Origin of the sequence: Roseburia sp. OF03-24 (assembly GCF_003463035.1) — a bacterium.
GTDB classification, from domain to species: Bacteria; Bacillota; Clostridia; order Lachnospirales; family Lachnospiraceae; genus Roseburia; species Roseburia rectibacter.
In genome coordinates this window covers 1-17644 of record NZ_QSCK01000003.1, presented here as the reverse complement: position 1 = coordinate 17644, position 17644 = coordinate 1, and the positions used below count along the sequence as shown (strand labels likewise).

Annotated in this window: 14 protein-coding genes; 2 read left to right on the top strand and 12 right to left on the bottom strand. The window is 43.6% G+C overall.

Annotation, left to right across the window (positions count from 1 at the left end; genetic code table 11):
- Positions 1–45 precede the first annotated feature (45 nt).
- The 12 genes from trpB to DXA60_RS01985 all read right to left on the bottom strand — a co-directional run bounded on the left by trpB (position 46) and on the right by DXA60_RS01985 (position 15068).
- On the bottom strand, positions 46–1257 hold the full coding sequence (gene trpB, locus DXA60_RS02045; RefSeq protein WP_117919066.1) for a tryptophan synthase subunit beta: 1212 nt from the start codon (positions 1255–1257) through the stop codon (positions 46–48).
- A gap of 31 nt (positions 1258–1288) precedes the next feature.
- A complete protein-coding gene (locus DXA60_RS02040; protein ID WP_158570857.1) occupies positions 1289–2020 on the bottom strand; it encodes a phosphoribosylanthranilate isomerase in 732 nt (243 codons plus the stop codon).
- 88 nt (positions 2021–2108) lie between these two features.
- The gene (trpC, locus tag DXA60_RS02035; RefSeq protein ID WP_117919062.1) at positions 2109–2879 is read right to left on the bottom strand and encodes an indole-3-glycerol phosphate synthase TrpC; all 771 of its coding nucleotides are present in this window, start codon (positions 2877–2879) and stop codon (positions 2109–2111) included.
- A 12-nt stretch (positions 2880–2891) separates the two neighbouring features.
- The gene (locus DXA60_RS02030) at positions 2892–3461 is read right to left on the bottom strand and encodes an anthranilate synthase component II (protein WP_117919060.1); all 570 of its coding nucleotides are present in this window, start codon (positions 3459–3461) and stop codon (positions 2892–2894) included.
- A complete protein-coding gene (gene trpE, locus DXA60_RS02025) occupies positions 3458–4879 on the bottom strand; it encodes an anthranilate synthase component I (protein ID WP_117919058.1) in 1422 nt (473 codons plus the stop codon). Before trpE ends, DXA60_RS02030 begins: the two co-directional genes overlap by 4 nt.
- Positions 4880–5492: 613 nt before the next feature.
- Positions 5493–6170 carry a selenium cofactor biosynthesis protein YqeC gene (gene yqeC, locus DXA60_RS02015; RefSeq protein ID WP_117919056.1) on the bottom strand — a complete coding sequence of 226 codons (678 nt, stop codon included), beginning with the start codon at positions 6168–6170 and terminating at the stop codon, positions 5493–5495.
- A gap of 19 nt (positions 6171–6189) precedes the next feature.
- Entirely contained in the window at positions 6190–6585 is a 396-nt protein-coding gene (locus DXA60_RS02010; protein ID WP_186899523.1) for an MATE family efflux transporter, read from the bottom strand.
- Between the two features lie 30 nt (positions 6586–6615).
- Positions 6616–9027 (bottom strand): alpha-galactosidase, encoded by a 2412-nt coding sequence (locus DXA60_RS02005; RefSeq protein WP_117919054.1) that lies wholly within the window; start codon positions 9025–9027, stop codon positions 6616–6618.
- Entirely contained in the window at positions 9024–10397 is a 1374-nt protein-coding gene (locus DXA60_RS02000) for a glycoside-pentoside-hexuronide (GPH):cation symporter (protein ID WP_117919053.1), read from the bottom strand. The genes DXA60_RS02005 and DXA60_RS02000 overlap by 4 nt, the downstream gene beginning before the upstream one ends.
- 117 nt (positions 10398–10514) lie before the next feature.
- Positions 10515–11984, bottom strand: a complete 1470-nt coding sequence (locus DXA60_RS01995; protein ID WP_199536173.1) for a DUF6937 domain-containing protein — start codon at positions 11982–11984, stop codon at positions 10515–10517.
- Between the two features lie 54 nt (positions 11985–12038).
- On the bottom strand, positions 12039–14477 hold the full coding sequence (locus DXA60_RS01990) for a glycoside hydrolase family 2 protein (RefSeq protein WP_117919050.1): 2439 nt from the start codon (positions 14475–14477) through the stop codon (positions 12039–12041).
- A 21-nt stretch (positions 14478–14498) separates the two neighbouring features.
- Complete coding sequence (locus DXA60_RS01985) at positions 14499–15068, bottom strand: TetR/AcrR family transcriptional regulator (protein ID WP_117919048.1); 570 nt, start codon at positions 15066–15068, stop codon at positions 14499–14501.
- Between the two features lie 286 nt (positions 15069–15354).
- On the opposite strand from DXA60_RS01985, the gene larB reads away from it, so the two are divergent.
- Positions 15355–16107 (top strand): nickel pincer cofactor biosynthesis protein LarB, encoded by a 753-nt coding sequence (gene larB, locus DXA60_RS01980; RefSeq protein ID WP_117919046.1) that lies wholly within the window; start codon positions 15355–15357, stop codon positions 16105–16107.
- A 108-nt stretch (positions 16108–16215) separates the two neighbouring features.
- Entirely contained in the window at positions 16216–17559 is a 1344-nt protein-coding gene (gene larC / locus DXA60_RS01975) for a nickel pincer cofactor biosynthesis protein LarC (protein ID WP_117919044.1), read from the top strand.
- The last annotated feature ends 85 nt before the right edge of the window (positions 17560–17644 follow it).

Below are 17644 nucleotides of genomic sequence, written 5' to 3'. Positions count from 1 at the left end.
TAGAATGTCTGCGAATCGTACATTCTATTATTTACTATTTTTATATCAGTTCAGGTAGCCTTTTCCAGCAAGATAATCAGCGATCGTATTGACATCTTTATCTCCACGTCCTGACAGACAGATGATCATTGTCTTATTCTTTGCTTCCTCTGCTCCCAGTTTTTCGGTAAGCTCTTTCGCATATTTACATGCATAAGCTACGGCATGCGCACTCTCGATCGCAGGAATGATACCCTCTAATTTACAGAGTTCCATTAACGCATCCATTGCCTCTGTATCGGTTACAGATACATATTCTGCCCTTCCTGTGTCCCTGAGATAAGCGTGTTCCGGTCCGACACCCGGATAATCAAGTCCTGCGGAGATGGAATGTGCCAGTTTTACATTTCCATCTTCATCCTGCAGGAGATAAGAACGCATTCCGTGTAAAACTCCCGGCTCACCAAGTGCCATTGCAGAAGCGTGCTCCCCTGTCTCGATTCCTTTTCCGGCTGCTTCGACACCGATCAGCTTTACCGATGGCTCCTCAATAAAATCTGCAAACATTCCGATGGAGTTAGAACCGCCTCCCACACATGCCATCACAGCATCCGGCAGTTTATGTTCTACTTCCAGGAACTGTTTTTTCGCCTCTTTACTGATCACGCTCTGAAATTCCTTGACCATCTTCGGATATGGATATGGACCTACCGCAGAACCGATGATATAAAATGTATCTTCGGCTGTCTTTGCCCAGGTACGGATTGCCTCATTGGTGGCATCCTTTAATGTATTGCTGCCGGAACGGACGCTGACGACCTTTGCGCCTAACATTTCCATTCTCATAACATTTAATGCCTGACGCTTAATGTCTTCCTCACCCATATAAACCGTACATTCCATATCAAACAAAGCTGCACCTGTCGCTGTTGCCACACCATGCTGTCCTGCACCGGTCTCTGCAATTACCTTCTTTTTTCCCATTCGTTTTGCAAGTAATATCTGTCCGATGACATTGTTGATCTTATGTGCCCCGGTGTGGTTTAAATCTTCACGTTTTAAATAGATCTTTGTGCCATATTTTTCACTGAGACGTTCTGCAAAATAAAGAGGTGTCTCGCGTCCCACATACTGTTTTAAATAATAGTAATACTGTTTCATAAACTCTGGATCATGGATTGCCTCCTCAAATGCTTTGTCTAATTCCTCTAATGTATTCATCAGAGACTCTGCTACATACTGTCCTCCAAATTCTCCATAATATGCTTTCTGGTTCATAGTTTTATTTCCTTTCTTAGATTGATCTGCTTTATATAACACTTTGCACCTTTTGTACAAATTTCTGTATTTTTTCTTTATCCTTACCGTTTCCTGTCCCAGGTTCTTTTTCCACACCAGAACTTACATCCACGATATCCGGTGCAAAAATATGGATTCCACGGCTGACATTATCCGGGTTCAGTCCTCCCGCAAGTACAAACTGGATATTCCATGCCTTAAGTATCTGCCGGAAATATCTGAATTTTTCTTCTCCTTCTCCCTGCAAAAAGGCATCCCATCCAAACGTTTTTCCGCTTCCAAATTCTTTTGCATCCATAAGAAGCGCTGTAATCTTTTCTTTCCCCATCAGTTTTTTTTCCTGCGTGAAAGGACTTTTTCTATTCAAAGACAGATTCGTATATTCCCGTGCAATTTTTTCAAATATACCTTCATCCGTCATATTGACTGCCTGCCAGACTGGAATTTCTGCCGCTGTAAGGACTTCTTCTGTCAGACTTCCATGTACCTGCAAGATATCAAATCCTGCATCCATGATCTGTTCTACCAGCTTTACATCCGGACTTACCGTGACGGCAACTTTTTTTATATTTTCATTTAATTCCTCAAACAGCTCACTTACTTTACGAATCGGAACATACCGGCTGCTTTTCTCATACAGGACAAATCCGGCATAAGAAACATCTTCCTCATTCAGCCATCTAATTTCTTCTTTTCCTGTGATCCCACAGATCTTAATCTGCACACTTTTTTGTTCCGGCATCACGCACCCCCTCTTTTCTAAAATGCAGCTTATTTTAATCTCCATTTCAAAACCACTTCAGATTTGTATCTTCCAGCAAGGATATTGTTCATGCCTTCCAGCGCTTTGCAACCTCCTTTGGATGCTCTGCCTCCATCAGCGCCCTGCCGATCAGAAATGCATCCACACCACACTCCTTTAAAAGCTCTACATCCGCATCCTCTAAGATGCCGCTCTCTGCCACTAACACTTTATCCTCTGGTACCAGCTTTGAAAGCCGCACTGTCGTGTCAAGGCTGATCGTAAAATCTTTTAAATTCCGGTTGTTGACACCAATGATATCCGCATCCATCTTCAGCGCCCGCTCCAGTTCCGCCTCATCATGCACTTCTACCAGTGCATCCAGTTCCAGTTCTTTCGAAAGCTGATAAAAATCTTTCATCTGTGCATCATCCAGAATCGCTGCGATCAAAAGCACCGCATCCGCACCGATTGCCTTTGCCTCATAAAACTGATAAGGATCGATCATAAAATCTTTTCTTAAAATCGGAAGCTCCGTGATCGTTCTAATTTTTTTCAGATAATCCACGTTTCCATCAAAATGATCTTCCTCTGTCAGACAGGAAATCGCATCCACTGATTCATTGTATTCATCAATCCGGTCCAGTAAATTTATCTTACTTTTTATTTTACCAAGACTTGGAGATGCGTTTTTAAATTCTCCGATAATGGAGATCCCGCTCTTACTTAACGCATCATGGAAACTGTGTTTTTTCCCTTCATATATTTCTGCCAGCTCACGCATTTTTATCTCACTGATATTCTTTTTGTGCTCCGGCAGACGTTTCTTTTTATCCTCTACGATGACATCCAGTATCATGACTTCCTCCTCTTAACTGATTCCATTGATGAAATTTTCCACCATTCGTTTTCCATGTTCCGTATAAATCGATTCCGGATGGAACTGTAAACCGATCACCGGATATTCTTTATGCTGCATTGCCACGATCTCGCCATCTTTTGTCTGCGCCGTAACCGTAAGACACTCCGGCAGATCATCCATCTGCACTGCTAAGGAGTGATATCTTGCCACTTTAACCGGCGATGTAATTCCTGCAAAGATTCCGGTTCCGGTATGTGTGATCTCCGACTGCTTTCCATGGAACAATGCTTTTGCGTATGTCACGGTTCCTCCAAATGCCTCGCCGATACACTGATGTCCGAGACAGATACCGAGAATTGGGATCTCTTTATAAAATTCTTTTACCACATCCATACAGATTCCTGCCTCCTTCGGACTTTTCGGTCCTGGTGAGAGAACGATCTTTTCCGGATGCATCTCTTTTATCTCATCGATCGTAATTTTATCATTACGGACAACTTTGATATCCTGCGTGAAAGTTCCAATATATTGATACAGATTAAACGTAAATGAATCGTAGTTATCGATCAGCAATATCATAAGTTTTCCTCCTCCACAAGGGTTTTTGCCAGAGCCATGACCTTGTTACAACATTCTTTGTATTCATTTTCCGGAACAGAATCTGCAACGATTCCGGCTCCTGCCTGTAAATAAACATTTTTTCCTTTTTTGATCATCGTACGGATCGTGATACAGAAATCCATATCGCCGGAAAAATCCACATATCCGGTTGCACCACCGTAAAGGCCTCTTCTCACACTCTCTAGTTCTTCGATAATCTCCATCGCCCTGATCTTTGGTGCTCCGCTCAAAGTTCCTGCCGGGAGGAAGGATGCCAGCAGATCAAACGGGTGAAAACTGCCTTTCTTGCGTCCCTCGACCATCGAGACGATATGCATGACATGTGAATAATTTTTTACGCTCATAAAGTCTGTAACTTTTACCGTACCAAACTCTGAGATGCGTCCCATATCATTGCGGGCCAGATCAACTAACATGACATGTTCGGCACGTTCTTTTTCATCGGCAAGCAATTCCCTGTGCAGTCTGTCATCTTCTTCCTTTGTCTTTCCCCTTGGTCTTGTTCCGGCGATCGGGCAGGTAAATACCCTATTTCCCTGTTGTTTGACCAGCATCTCCGGGGAACTTCCAATCACTTCAAAATCTCCAAAATTAAAATAATAAAGATATGGAGATGGGTTTAGCTCACGGAGTTCGCAGTACAGATCAAATCCATCCTGTCCCGTCTCGATCGTCCAGCGCTGTGATAACACGGTCTGGAAAATATGTCCATCACGGATATACTGTTTGATCTTATTTACCTTTTCACTGTATTCCTCTAAAGTATCTGACTTTTTCGTGATCACTCCATCCGGAATCAGTCTTACTTCTGATTCTTTCTGTTCCTGCATGGCAGTTTTGATCAATTCTGCTGCTTTTTTCGCTGCCGTTTCTTTTCCTGTCTCATCATCGGATTCTAAGATCACCGCGGTCAGTGTTTCTGCCACATGATCAACCACAATGAATTCTTTCATCAGCATAAGCTGAACCGTCTCAATCCCGATCTCATCTGGGTTTTCTTCCGGCAGTACCTCACTGTATCTCACGAAGTCATAACCGACACTTCCCACAAGACCTCCCGAAAAATTCAGTTCCTCATTATCCTTCCGGATTTCAAATTCGTTATAATATTCTTTTAATAATGTAAGCGGATTTCCCTCCCTGACATCCTCGGTACCATCTTTTTTTGTAATCACCAGTGACTGTCCCTTCGAGGAAATGATCTCTTCCGGTTCTACGCCGAAAAATGTATAGCGGTCATAATTCTTGTCATAACTCTCTAACAAAAATCCTTTTTTCTTTCCCACCAGATTCCGGTACATCCCGTTTGCTGTCTCATTTACAATACTGACTGTCTTTTTGTAAACTCTGTAAATTCTTTTCATCCCAATCTCCATTCTCGAATCACCTGTTGCAAAACCATGTTATCAAAACAATAAAGTTCACACTCTGGGCGAATTTTATTGTTAAAAAACGCCCCTGACCGGAATTTTTTTCCAGTCAGGGGCGTTTTCACGCGGTGCCACCCTGTTTCGCCAGACCTCATGATTCCATGTAGGACAAAGAGTCGCTTGCGACTCTTTCGCGCCCGAGCGGTGCTGTTTACAGCAAACTTCATCTCCGCAAGGTGCGCGTCCCACCCGGAGGGCTTTTTCATTCATAGGACGTAATTTCCTATGAATGAAAAAACGGATATTTCCAGAAACTGGAAATATCCGCCACCAATCATGTCTGACCTCATCCGACACACAAACAGCCATCTTTCTTTACTGTCCGATATCTTACCTCTGTAACGTGAGGACACGGCATCCGCTACTGACCATACCATCTGGTACGCTGTTCGCTTTGCTCTCGCAAACCCATTCCTTTCATATTCATCTGTCCGTTTCCACCAGCCACGGACTCTCTGTGAGATATCCTATGAAGTACTCTCTTTGCTCAACGATTTAACGTTTCTTTGTTTCTTTGTTTTTTTTATTGTTTTGATTTTAGCATGGTAAAGCGGTAGTGTCAAGAACTTTTTATAAAATATCTCCGCTCCGTCTCCATCCCCGGAAACTGCTGTCCGATCTTTTTTTCATAGACAGCCATCAGTACATCCAAATCCGTACGCGTCAAAAGATGCGCTCCGTCGCAGTTTAATGCTTCCTTTACGCACTCTGGTCTGTGGCACACTTCATCCACACTTTCTCCGACTGCGTGAAGTCCCATGACGATCACAACTTTATTGCTCTGTGCATACACCGCCGGCTCCCATGCTTCCGGCGCTTTTGCCGCCTTATGTGCAGCGCCGTCTGCCTCGATCAGGACAACATCTGCCTCTTTGCATACTGCTGTAAGCTGTTTAACGCTTAAAGTTTTAAACTTCTCCAGTTCCATCTTCTGCTGTTCTTCAACAGCATCGTTCCCGGCACATTTTCCAACCGCATAAATCTCTGTTTTTTTATTATCACTTAAAATTGTGCCACACACACAGAGCCCGTTTTTTTTCAAAATCCCAGCTACTTCCTCTCGCAGCTTCTCACAACTTTTCTCCCTGCCATCAATGAACACCCGGTCTTTTGGCACATACATATGCGTTGTAGTTGTGATCATGACTTTTTTCCCCTCGTTTACAAACGCTGCAGCATCCTGATAAATGCTGCTGGTCTTTCCGCCGGCTCCGACGTAGGATATGATATAAGACATTTTTTCCCCTTACATTTTTTTATTCAAGCTGATTTACACTACTTTTTGCCAAAATCTTTCTCCGCAGCAACGTATACGCGATCATCATCGCAATTCCCGTCACAACCCACGAAATCGGGTAAATGATCATCAGCACCCAGAATTCGTGCACTCTCTTACATACCGCAGCGATCAGGCTGTAAAGCGGGTGCTCACTGTCCCCGATACTCCTTAAGATCGACGAACCAAAATCATAGAGCATGATAAACGACATGCCAAGCAGATAGATCCGCAGATAAAGCACTGCCAGTTCGATCACATCTTCCATGGTTCCCATCCGAAGTAACACCGGTTTTGCAATAAACTGACCGAAGATCATAACAAAAAGCCCGCTCGTGACCGCTACAACGATCGCCGTATGAATTGCAGAACTCACATTCTGATCCGCTGTCCTTTTAAAACTCTGCTACTCTTCCAGATTCTCTTCAAAAGCCTCTTCCATAAAATACATCCGTGCCCCGAAATCCTGAAAATACCTCACATTTTCATTATATCCATTGCCGGAAAATGCCGGTTTCAGCTTCACACCTCCATACATCAGGGTATCTCCGTATGCTGTGATATTCTCTGTCTCTCCATCCATTTTCACAAACTTTGCAACCAGATTGTGTGCTATGGAATCCTGTCTGATATGAACCGGTGAAACGGTATTGACCAGATCTCCAAAATCTTTGACATTATATTTCAGGGGACGGTTGTAAAAATGATACTCTTTTTCTTCGCAGAGTCCCTGTGGTTTATAATATCCATACTGCGTGTTTGGCACGACAAGTTTCTGCATGACAAAACCGGCTGCCTTTGACTGATCTGATGAAACGCATGTCCATTCCGTCACATTGCCGTCATCATTCCATAGCACGCTGTTTTTTCCAAATGTATCTGCACTGCCATTTCCCGTAAAACTTCTGCCACGGTAAAAAGTTCCCTGCTGCAGTACGCTGCGCCATTTTTTATAGAGAGTTATCTGCGCTTTAACAGCTTCTAAGTCTTCTTTTTTCAGATCGCAGAAATTACACTCATATCCAAGCACACCGAATGCAGCCACTGCAAATCTTGTCTCAAGCGGCGTTGTGCGCAGTGTCTGATGGTTCGGGCAGCCTGAGACATGTGCGCTGACTACCGACATTGGGTAACCGTAACTGTAACCAGTCTGAATCTCGGCACGGCAGAGTGCATCCGTATCATCACTTGCCCAGATCTGTGGAAAATAACATAAGATACCGAGATCAAAGCGGTTACCGCCTGCTGCACAGCCCTCAAATAAAATATCAGGAAATCTTGCCGTCAGTTCTTTCATACAGCGGTAAAGCCCCATCACATAGCGGTGAGCTGTCTCTCCTTGCCTCTCCGGACTGATACTCTGGGAAAAATAGTCTGAAAATGTGCGGTTCATATCCCATTTTACATAGGAAATGTCTGCGGAGGAAAAAACACGGCTCATCTCTTCAATGATATGATCCTGCACTTCTTTTTTGGTCAGATCAAGTATTCTCTGATTTCTTCCTTCCGAATGTGCCTTTCCCGGAATTTCAATCACCCAGTCCGGATGACTGCGGTAAAGATCACTGTCTGTATTGACCATCTCCGGTTCCACCCAGATACCAAAATCCATGCCCAGTGCCTTTATCTTATCCGCGATCCCTTTCAAACCACCCGGCAGCTTTTTAGAATTTGCCTGCCAGTCACCAAGCGACTTTGTATCATCATCACGTTTTGCAAACCAGCCGTCATCCATGACAAACAGCTCAATGCCTGCTTCTTTTCCTGCTTTTGCAAGTGAGAGCAGTTTTCTTTCATTGATGTCAAAATAGGCAGCCTCCCAGCTGTTTAAGAGTACCGGACGCTCTTTTTTCTTCCAGACACCTCTTACAATGTGCTCCCGCACGAACCGGTGCATATTCTGGCTCATGACATTATAGCCTTTCCATGCATAGGTCATCACTGCCTCCGGTGCTTCGAAGCTTTCCCCTGCTTCAAGCGTAAAGCAGAAAGACTGCGGATTGATTCCGGATACAATTCTTACTTTTCCAAAACTTCCTACCTCAGCAGCCTCATAGTGGTTGCCACTGTAGATCAGGTTAAATCCAAAACATTCTCCCTCGTTCTCTGTGGTATGTTCCGTTCCAAGCATCACAAATGGATTCGCACGGCTTGACGATGTTCCCGTATAAGAAGAATTTACATATTTTCCCGGCACCAGTTTTACATCTGTATGCCCCATCTCACGTGCCCATGCTCCATGAAATGATGTAAATATATAGTCGGCAGGCTCTAAATCAAGCTGTAAACTCATGAGACGGTTTAACTTTACTGTATCTTCACTCTCATTGATCAGTTTAGCACATCTTGTGATCACATCGCAGTCCTCATAAACATAATAATGAAGTTCTAATACAGCGCCGCTGTTTTTATCACGCAGTGTTACACAAAGCCACTCCACTTCGCCCGTTTCATCATACGATCCCGGGAGCGTCTCAAATTCATCCTTTCCGGTTCCCTGCTCAAATTTTTCAAACAGGAAATCAGATGTCATGCTTCCATCTGAAAGCGTAAGTTCCACAAACGGTTCCCTGATATCACCTTTCCCGAAAGAAGACATCTCCAGACAGACATCCTCTAAGGAAAACTCAGGATGCCTGCTGTCATAAATATTGGTATTGCCCGGAGCAAATGCATGCTGCTCTGTCAGTCCATCTATTGCAGAATGTATTTTTCTTCCATAATATAAATGCTCTAAATGTCCGGTTTCCATCACGCGGAACAAATAGGAAGTGTGCCTTGTATGCAGGGAAAATAACTGATTGTCAACTTTGATCATGCTTTTTTCCTCTCCTTGATCTCTTTTGCGATTTCTTCTACTTTCTGCTCACTTAAAATATATTTCTTATGAAAATAAAATACTGCAACAAGTAAACCTGCGATCGGGAATACTGTCATCGTCAGACGCAGCCCTGCCACAGAGCTTCCTGCCGCTGCAACTGCCGCCCCTTCCGTATTCTGACTTAAATTGCAGACAGTCAGGCAGATGGATGCAACAAGAGCAGCCACACCGGAAGCAAGTTTTACAACAAATGTCTGCATGGAAAAGATCACGCTCTCATCTCTTCTTTGATTCTTCCACTCACCATAGTCGACCGTATTGGCAAGAAATACTGTTGTAAGTACAGATAACATTCCGTTTGCGGAAAAGATAAAAAATGCCGGCAGGAAAAGCAAGTACAGGTTTGACATATTGACAAACATTAAAATCAGAAGAACCGCATATCCTAAAATCGCCATCACAAAACTTGCATAAAATACCTGGATCGTTCCCAAAAATTTACGCAGTAACGGGAAAAACAGCATCATTGCAAGAATCTGCATTGCCCCGCCAAATGTATTAAATAATGTATAAGCGTTGTACCAGCCGTCACCGCCAAAATCATACTTGAAGAAATAAATAACAAGATTTGATGTAATGTAAATCGAACAGTTGATCAGAACGATCGTTACAACAACGGTCATTGCCTGATCATTCTGCAGCAGGGAACGGAACATCTGACCAACCGATGGTGCTTCCACATCCACAGTAGACTTTTCCTTGATATTTAAGCATGTGATCAGGATAAGCAGGAAAAATAAAACTGCAAGCACAAGTGCAAACCATTTGAAACCGACTCGCTCATTTCCCTGTCCTAAGACATAGACACACTTCATCGTAATGATCGTCACGATCGCAGAACCAACTCCGGCACAGGAACGCGCAAGTGTGGAAAGTCCTTCTCTCTCTTTTCCGCCCTCCGTGAAAGCCGGGATCATAGACCAGTACGGAATGTCCATCATGGTATATGTGACGCCCCATAAAATATAGGTCACTGCTGCATATGCCACTAATCCGTTTCCATCAAATTTTGGCGGAGCAGAAAACATCAGATATAAGATCACTGCATTTGTCAGTGTTCCGACAAACAGCCACGGACGGAATTTCCCCCATTTTGTACGCGTTTTAGCAACCACCACACCCATAATCGGATCGTTAAAGGCATCAAACACACGTGCCGCCATAAGAATGATTCCCATCGCGATCGCACTGACCCCTAAAACATCCTGATAATAATATAAAACATAACTTGCCGAAAACATATAAACCATATCTTTTCCGACTGCCCCAAGTCCGTATGAGACTTTCTCTTTTCCTGTTAATTTCATAAATCCTCCTTGTTTTTCGGAGAAAAATGCGAGCCCTCTGGCGAGCAGAGGATTTTCCTCCCTTGTTTTCCGAAGGAAAATGCGAGTCCTCTGGCGAGCAGAGGATTTTTTTCCTTCCTAAAATTTTTTCTGCTTCATCGAAAATGCAAGTTCCACGACCTTATACGCCCCGTCATAGATTCCGGCTTCTTTATTTTTTACAATGTTGTCACACATATCACAGAACATTGTTTTTTCCTCTAAAAACAGCTTCATCATCTGAAGTGTGTGTGGAATATCCCTGCACTCTAATGTGCCATCCCCGATCTCTGCTGAATGGATAGCACCCCACTGTTCATGACCGCCAACACGTTTGATAAAAAGTTTTGGTACCGGATAAAATGAAAGTTCGCTTGGCTTTGTGACAAGCACATCACAGCTTCGCATCAGAAGATTCGTGCAGTACACTGCCTCAAAAATATTTTCATGCCAGAAACCGTGGATTCCAATAACATCATCCGTAAGTGCATCCTCTGCAAACTTTTTCGTATCTTCCCAGTCATTGAAATGTTCCTTCGCATAATGTTTCATCTCCGGGATCTCTTTTAAAAGTTCTTCCCATACATTGCGGTAATCACCGACATTTACATAAAGTGCTGCTTTCTTTTCCTTGATCTGTGGCAGTAAATAACGGATGATTTCTGCAAAAATCTCTTTCTGTGCACCTGCACCGCCGATGGTTAAAAGGAAACGCATCGGCTTTCCTTCTTCTTTTCTCTTTTTTCTTGCAGCACAGTCTGTTTCAATATTGCTTACAAGCTCATGGTCGATGTAATGTCCCGTGTAAAAAAGTGCATCTTCCGGCATCGGACTTAACACATCATTTTCCTGCATGCCGTTTAAAATACGGTATCCCTGATATGCATAATGTGTCTGCACTGTGTGGATACTGCCTTCTGCCAGATGAAGTGCCATCTGCCAGTTGTCAGGAATTGCATTGACCACATATTTCATTCCGGCGTGAAGTGCTGCCTGTGCCGGCCATACATGCGTTGCGACAACCGGGATATCTTTTGGGATATTTGCATACACCGGAGCCATCAGTTCCGCATTTTTCTGGTCAGCGGCATTATAAGTCAGTTTACGGAATCCCTCATAGTTCATCGGCTCCCATACCAGACGGTTAAAAAGTCTGCTCTTCTGGGACAAACGGGAACCCATGGAATAAAGATCATTCTGCGCACTGATCACCTTTGTGCAGGTTGTCTGACCATAAGAATTTAAATCCATCCAGTATGGCTCATACCCAAGCGCATGCGCTGCGGAAGCGATCGCCATGGAAATGCGGTAATGACCAAATCCCATACGGATGTTTCCGACAATGATTCCTTTTTCCGTATTAAAATCCGCTGTGCCTTCTTCGCCTACACGGATATCTGAAACACCGAGCTCCGGTCCGATATACGGATTTGCCTGAATCGAGGTCGGATAAATTTTTGTGCTGTCATCTCCGAATTTACGAATAAATTTCTGTTTTGACCGGACTGCTTTTTTATAAGCTCCCGGTGCAATGTTGTTTCCAAAAATCTGTTTTGATCGTTCTGTCATGGTACGATCTATCCTTTCTTTTCATACTGTGTCGTTATTTTTTATATCCGGCAGTCATCTGCCTTTTTTGATTTCAAATTTAATAGTCTGTTCATCCATCTGAGCCGCTTTGACCCTCAAAATACCAACGCCCTCTTCTCCTGTCGTCTTGATATAAGCACCGCCCATGCCTCCCTGCAAGGAAATGATCTTCGGACCGATAATTGCGATTGGTCCCTCTGCGGATAACACAACCGGCTCTTGATAAAAGTTAACGATATTATTATTCTGATCCAGTGCACGGATACGGATTTCTGCGGCATCATAAGTATGTTCTTCAAACAGGCTCTGATGATCCGCTTTTGCATATAAATGCATGGATGTGACCGGTTCTTTTCTCACCGTTTTTACCACTTTTCCATCCTTTAGCGCCTCAAACCGGTAGCTCGTCGAAGTACCTCCCCAGTCGCCGATATAACGGCTATATAAAGCCACCGCATCGGTCGGTTTCATATGATAAATGAGTATCAGTTTCAGTGCCGCAAGGTATACTCTTTTCGGCAGATCAGAAAGCCCATACCGTGCTGCCGCATTCAGGATATACTTTACTTCCCTTTCCTGTGCAGGTTTAAACTGCTCCCCTTCTGCGATGGCATCCCCGATAAAATCATCCAACACGATCGGACCATGCAAGAGATTTTTATATGGTGAACCGGATGTGTCATACTCTTTTATAAAACGGTCATTTTTATACATCCTCACGCTGTCTGCATTTGTAAAGATCCAGATTGTTCCCCGGTTGCATCCAGGATGTTCCCCGATATCCATGGAAGAACTAAGTTCCAGCACAGGCTCCTTATCCTGCTGACATGCATAGACAGCCGCTGCCAGCTTCGGATTGCGGAACATATCCATCACACCGTGATAACAGATACGGTCGCCACTGCCAAAATCTTTATGTGTATTATAATCAAACATACACCATCCAAAACTTCCTGCGATATCCGCCTCCCTGGCAACCGCATCCAGCACACTTGCATGGCGCATTGCATGCCACACACGGTGTTCTTCCCAGTCATAGCTTTTCGTCGGATACATATGTCCGTTATATTCGCTGATAAGATACGGTTTGTCATTGTCAGACGTAACAGCACTTTTCTTCTCGCATCCGTGGTTTGTTCCGTTGTGGCTGAAATCATTGTATGTGTAAACATCCTCCAACAAACTGCTCTTTTTATGTGCCCGTACACCCCCGGTTTGTCTTGTCTGATCCAGTTCATGTGCCATGCGGTTTGTCTCCCGGTAAAACGCATCATCATCACCTGATTCATTGATCCGCACACCCCACAGTATCACAGACGGATGATTACGGTACTGCAGCACCATATCTTTTACATTTTCTACCGCCTGTTTTTTCCAATTTTCATCCCCAATATGCTGCCAGCCCGGTATTTCAGTAAATACAAGAAGTCCGATCTCATCACACCTCTCCATAAAATACTGACTCTGCGTATAATGGGAGGTTCTTACTGCATTGACTCCCAGTTCATTTTTTAATATATCTGCATCCAGCTTCTGCATGGATTCCGGCATTGCATAACCGACATACGGATAGCTCTGATGGCGGTTCAGACCACGCAGCTTTACTTTCCTGCCGTTTAAATAAAAACCATCCTTTAAAAATACCGCTGTTCTGAATCCAAACAGCGTAACGTTCTCATCCAGAATATTTCCATTTTGCAAAAGTTCTGTTTTCACTTCATAGAGTACCGGTGTTTCCAGATCCCAGAGTTTTATGTCCGATATCGGAAAGGAAAGCTGCGTCTTTGCTGCTGCCGGGTTCTCGCCAAGCAGTCTGTAGTTTTCCGTGCCGTGCTCTCTGATGCTCTGCCGGATAAACAGATCTTTCAGACGGTTGGTTTTTCCGCTGCTAAAAACATTTATTTCAGAGATCAGCTTAGTATCTGCTATCTGCCCTCCGTTTTTTTGTATTTTACTTTTTTCGATATCGCTGTGTAGAAAAATATCTGCTAAATAATTTTCATTTTTAAGATCCACATAAACTTCACGGTAAATTCCACCATAAGTCATATAATCGATCACATATCCGAATGGTGGAATATTCAGGTTTTCTCTGCTATCTACGCGAACCGCAAGCACATTTTCTTCCCCGATCCGTAACTTATCACTGAGTTCGATAGAAAATGCCGTGTAGCCGCAGTGGTGTTCTCCGATCTTTTCTCCATTTAAAAACACCTCACTCTCATGTGCGATTCCTTCAAACGTTACGATCACAGTCTGATCTTTCCATTCCTCCGGTGCGAAGAAGTGTTTTCTGTAACAGCACTGCATCTGATAACTGCTCTCATCAAAATAATGAAATGGTGTCTCCCTGCAGGTATGCGGCAGTCTCACACTCTCCCATCCATCATCCGGATATACATTCTCTCTCATCTGCTTTTCATAGGATTCATGAAATTTCCATCCATCATTCCAGTAAATGCGTTTTTCCATCGTCCCTTTCACTTCCTTTGATCACATTTTTCCATCTGCAACAATTCCCTGCACTAAAATGGTAACTACTTCATCAAGACCATCCTGATAGGAAATTCCATTCGAAATCAGAATATCTCTCTGGAAAAACTGCTCTAATGCTGCTTCTAACATCATTTTTACAATCGGAATCTGCACCGGTCTGATCACACCCTCTTTCATTCCCTGTTCTAACAGAGAAATAGTGGTCTCCCATCCTGTCTCTAACCGTTCTTCCACATGTTTGTAAATATTCGGGTACTTTTCCCGCAGCAGATAAAGCTGTCTGAAATCAACTTCCCTGTAACTCTCAGGCAGAACGCCTAAGATCGCACGTATTTTCTCAAGAGTGGAAAGGCTCTCATTCTCTATCACACTTCTCTCGCTCTCCTTGATCGAATCGAACAAATAATCTACCATCGCAAGAAAAAGTGATTCCTTATCACGAAATACGGTATAGATTGTTTTCTTACTCATGCCAAGGATTCCTGCCAGATCATCCATGGTAAATTTTAAACCCTTTTGATTAAACGCCTTTAGCGTTCCCTCTAAAATACTCTCCCTTAATTCCATCACAGTCTCCGTTTCTTTTTTGTACAAGGAAACTATTTTTATTATTTCCGTTTCCCATATTGTATCATCCCGGTTCCGTGTTCGCAAGAAACTAAATTACTAAAAATAGTTTCCGTTTTTTATCTATTTCTTCCAAAAAACAGGAATTTCCGTTACAGTTCGCAGGTAAACTGTGAACCGTAACGGATTTCCGATAAAATGCAGGCACGTTAAGATTTTGTTTTTGCAAATATAGCAGGATGTGAGTATAATAGGCAGTGGATTGTAATGAAGGAGAACTCATACTATGGAAAACGACCATATCAAACATATATTAGAACAATTAGAATCAGGAAAACTTACTGCTTCTGATGCTTATGACCAGCTAAAGCTGGCACCTTTTGAGGATCTTGGTTATGCCAAGGTAGATCATCACCGCGAAGTCAGACAGGGAGCACCGGAAGTGATCTACGGTGCCTCCAAAACAAAGGAACAGATGGAAGGCATCATAGACAGCCTGCTCTTCCACTGCAAAGAAAATATTCTGATCACAAGGCTTTCTGCTGAATCTGCCGAATATCTCTCCAAGCGGTTTGATCTCTTTTACGATAAACTCTCAAAGATCGGTATCGTAAACCGCACGGAGCATTTTTCTGCTGACGGCACGATCGTTGTTGCCACCGGAGGTACAAGTGATATCCCGGTCGCAGAGGAAGCCGCACTGACCGCCGAAGTACTCGGCAATCATGTCATCCGCCTTTATGATGTCGGTGTTGCCGGTCTGCACCGTCTGCTCTCAAATATGGAACTTTTATCAAAAGCAAATGCAGTCATTGCAGTTGCCGGGATGGAAGGCGCACTTGCGAGTGTCATCGGTGGTCTGACAGACTGTCCTGTCATCGGTGTTCCGACAAGCGTTGGCTACGGTGCAAGTTTTGGCGGACTCTCTGCACTTTTATCAATGCTTAATTCCTGCGCGAGTGGTGTTTCCGTCGTAAACATCGACAACGGTTTTGGTGCAGGTTACCTTGCCAGTATGATCAATCATCAGGCATCTTAAATGCTGGTTTGTTTATGAAATAAATCGCCCGCTCAAATGGTGTTCATAACCTGGAGGCTGGCAAACCGCATCAATCTACGAATTTTATAAAAAGGACAGGTATTATCTATGAAATCACTTTATATCGAATGTAATATGGGTGCTGCCGGTGATATGTTAATGGGCGCACTTTACGAACTCTGCGATCAGAAAGAAAAATTTTTATCCGACATGAACCACGCTTTTACAACTTATGGCGTGACGCTTTCTGCGGAACCTGCGGTAAAATGTGGTATCCGTGGTACTCATATGAAAGTAACTGTAGATGGAAATGAAGAACATTCACATGATGTACTCCCTGAGCATATACTTGGACAAGCGGATATCCATAAAGAGGGGGCTCAACAGCATTTTCATGAACACGCTCATAATGAAGATACGCAACAGCATTTACATAAACACACTCATAATGAAGATATGCAACAGCATTCACATGAACATCCTCATCATCACGCACACACCAGTTACACTCAGATTTTAGATCAGATCCACACTCTCCCATTCCCATCACCGGTAAAAGACTCTGTTGCAGCGATCTACCGTCTGATTGGGGAAGCGGAATCAAAGGTACACCACTCCACGTTAGATCAGATCCATTTTCATGAAGTCGGATCAATAGATGCACTTGTGGATGTGACCGGGTGTGCATACCTTCTGTCAATGCTTGCCCCGGAAACTATTTTCTGTTCCCCGGTTCATGTCGGAAGTGGATTCGTACACTGTGCCCACGGCACACTCCCGGTTCCGGCACCTGCTACCGCTGAACTTTTAAAAGGGATTCCTTTTTACAGTGGAGATATTTCAGGAGAACTCTGCACACCAACAGGCGCTGCCATTTTAAAGCATTTTGTGACATCGTTTGAATCCATGCCGCCTATGAATGTAACCGAGATTGGCTACGGCATGGGGACAAAAGATTTTCCTGCCGCCAACTGTGTACGTGTATTTTTCGGTGAATCCTCCGCGCCTTCCCAATCGGCGCCATCTTATGATGATTCTGTACTGTCCATCTCCTGCAATCTCGATGATATGACAGGTGAGGCTGTCGGATTTACAACAGAGCTTCTCTTACAGGCAGGTGCCTTAGATGTATACACGATACCGATACAGATGAAAAAAAATCGTCCCGGTATTCTTCTGACCTGTATCTGTGAGCCAAAGAACCGGGAACGTATGACCTCTTTATTCTTTTTGCACACCACAACGCGCGGCGTGCGCTATCAGGTGTTTGACCGTGCCAAACTTACTTCTGAAATTGAAAACCGTCATACCCTTTACGGTGACGTGCAGGTTAAAAAAAGCTGTGGATATGGTGTTACAAAAGAAAAAGCTGAATTTGAAGACTTAAAAAAAATTGCTGCAGACAACAACTATGAGATATCGCTTGATCAGATCCGACGAATGATAAAATAAATTCGACTCTTCATTTTTCAGGAAGATAAGCTACCCAACAAATGCTGGTTTGTGGGTGATATGAGTTTCCCTGTGTAGGGTGGTT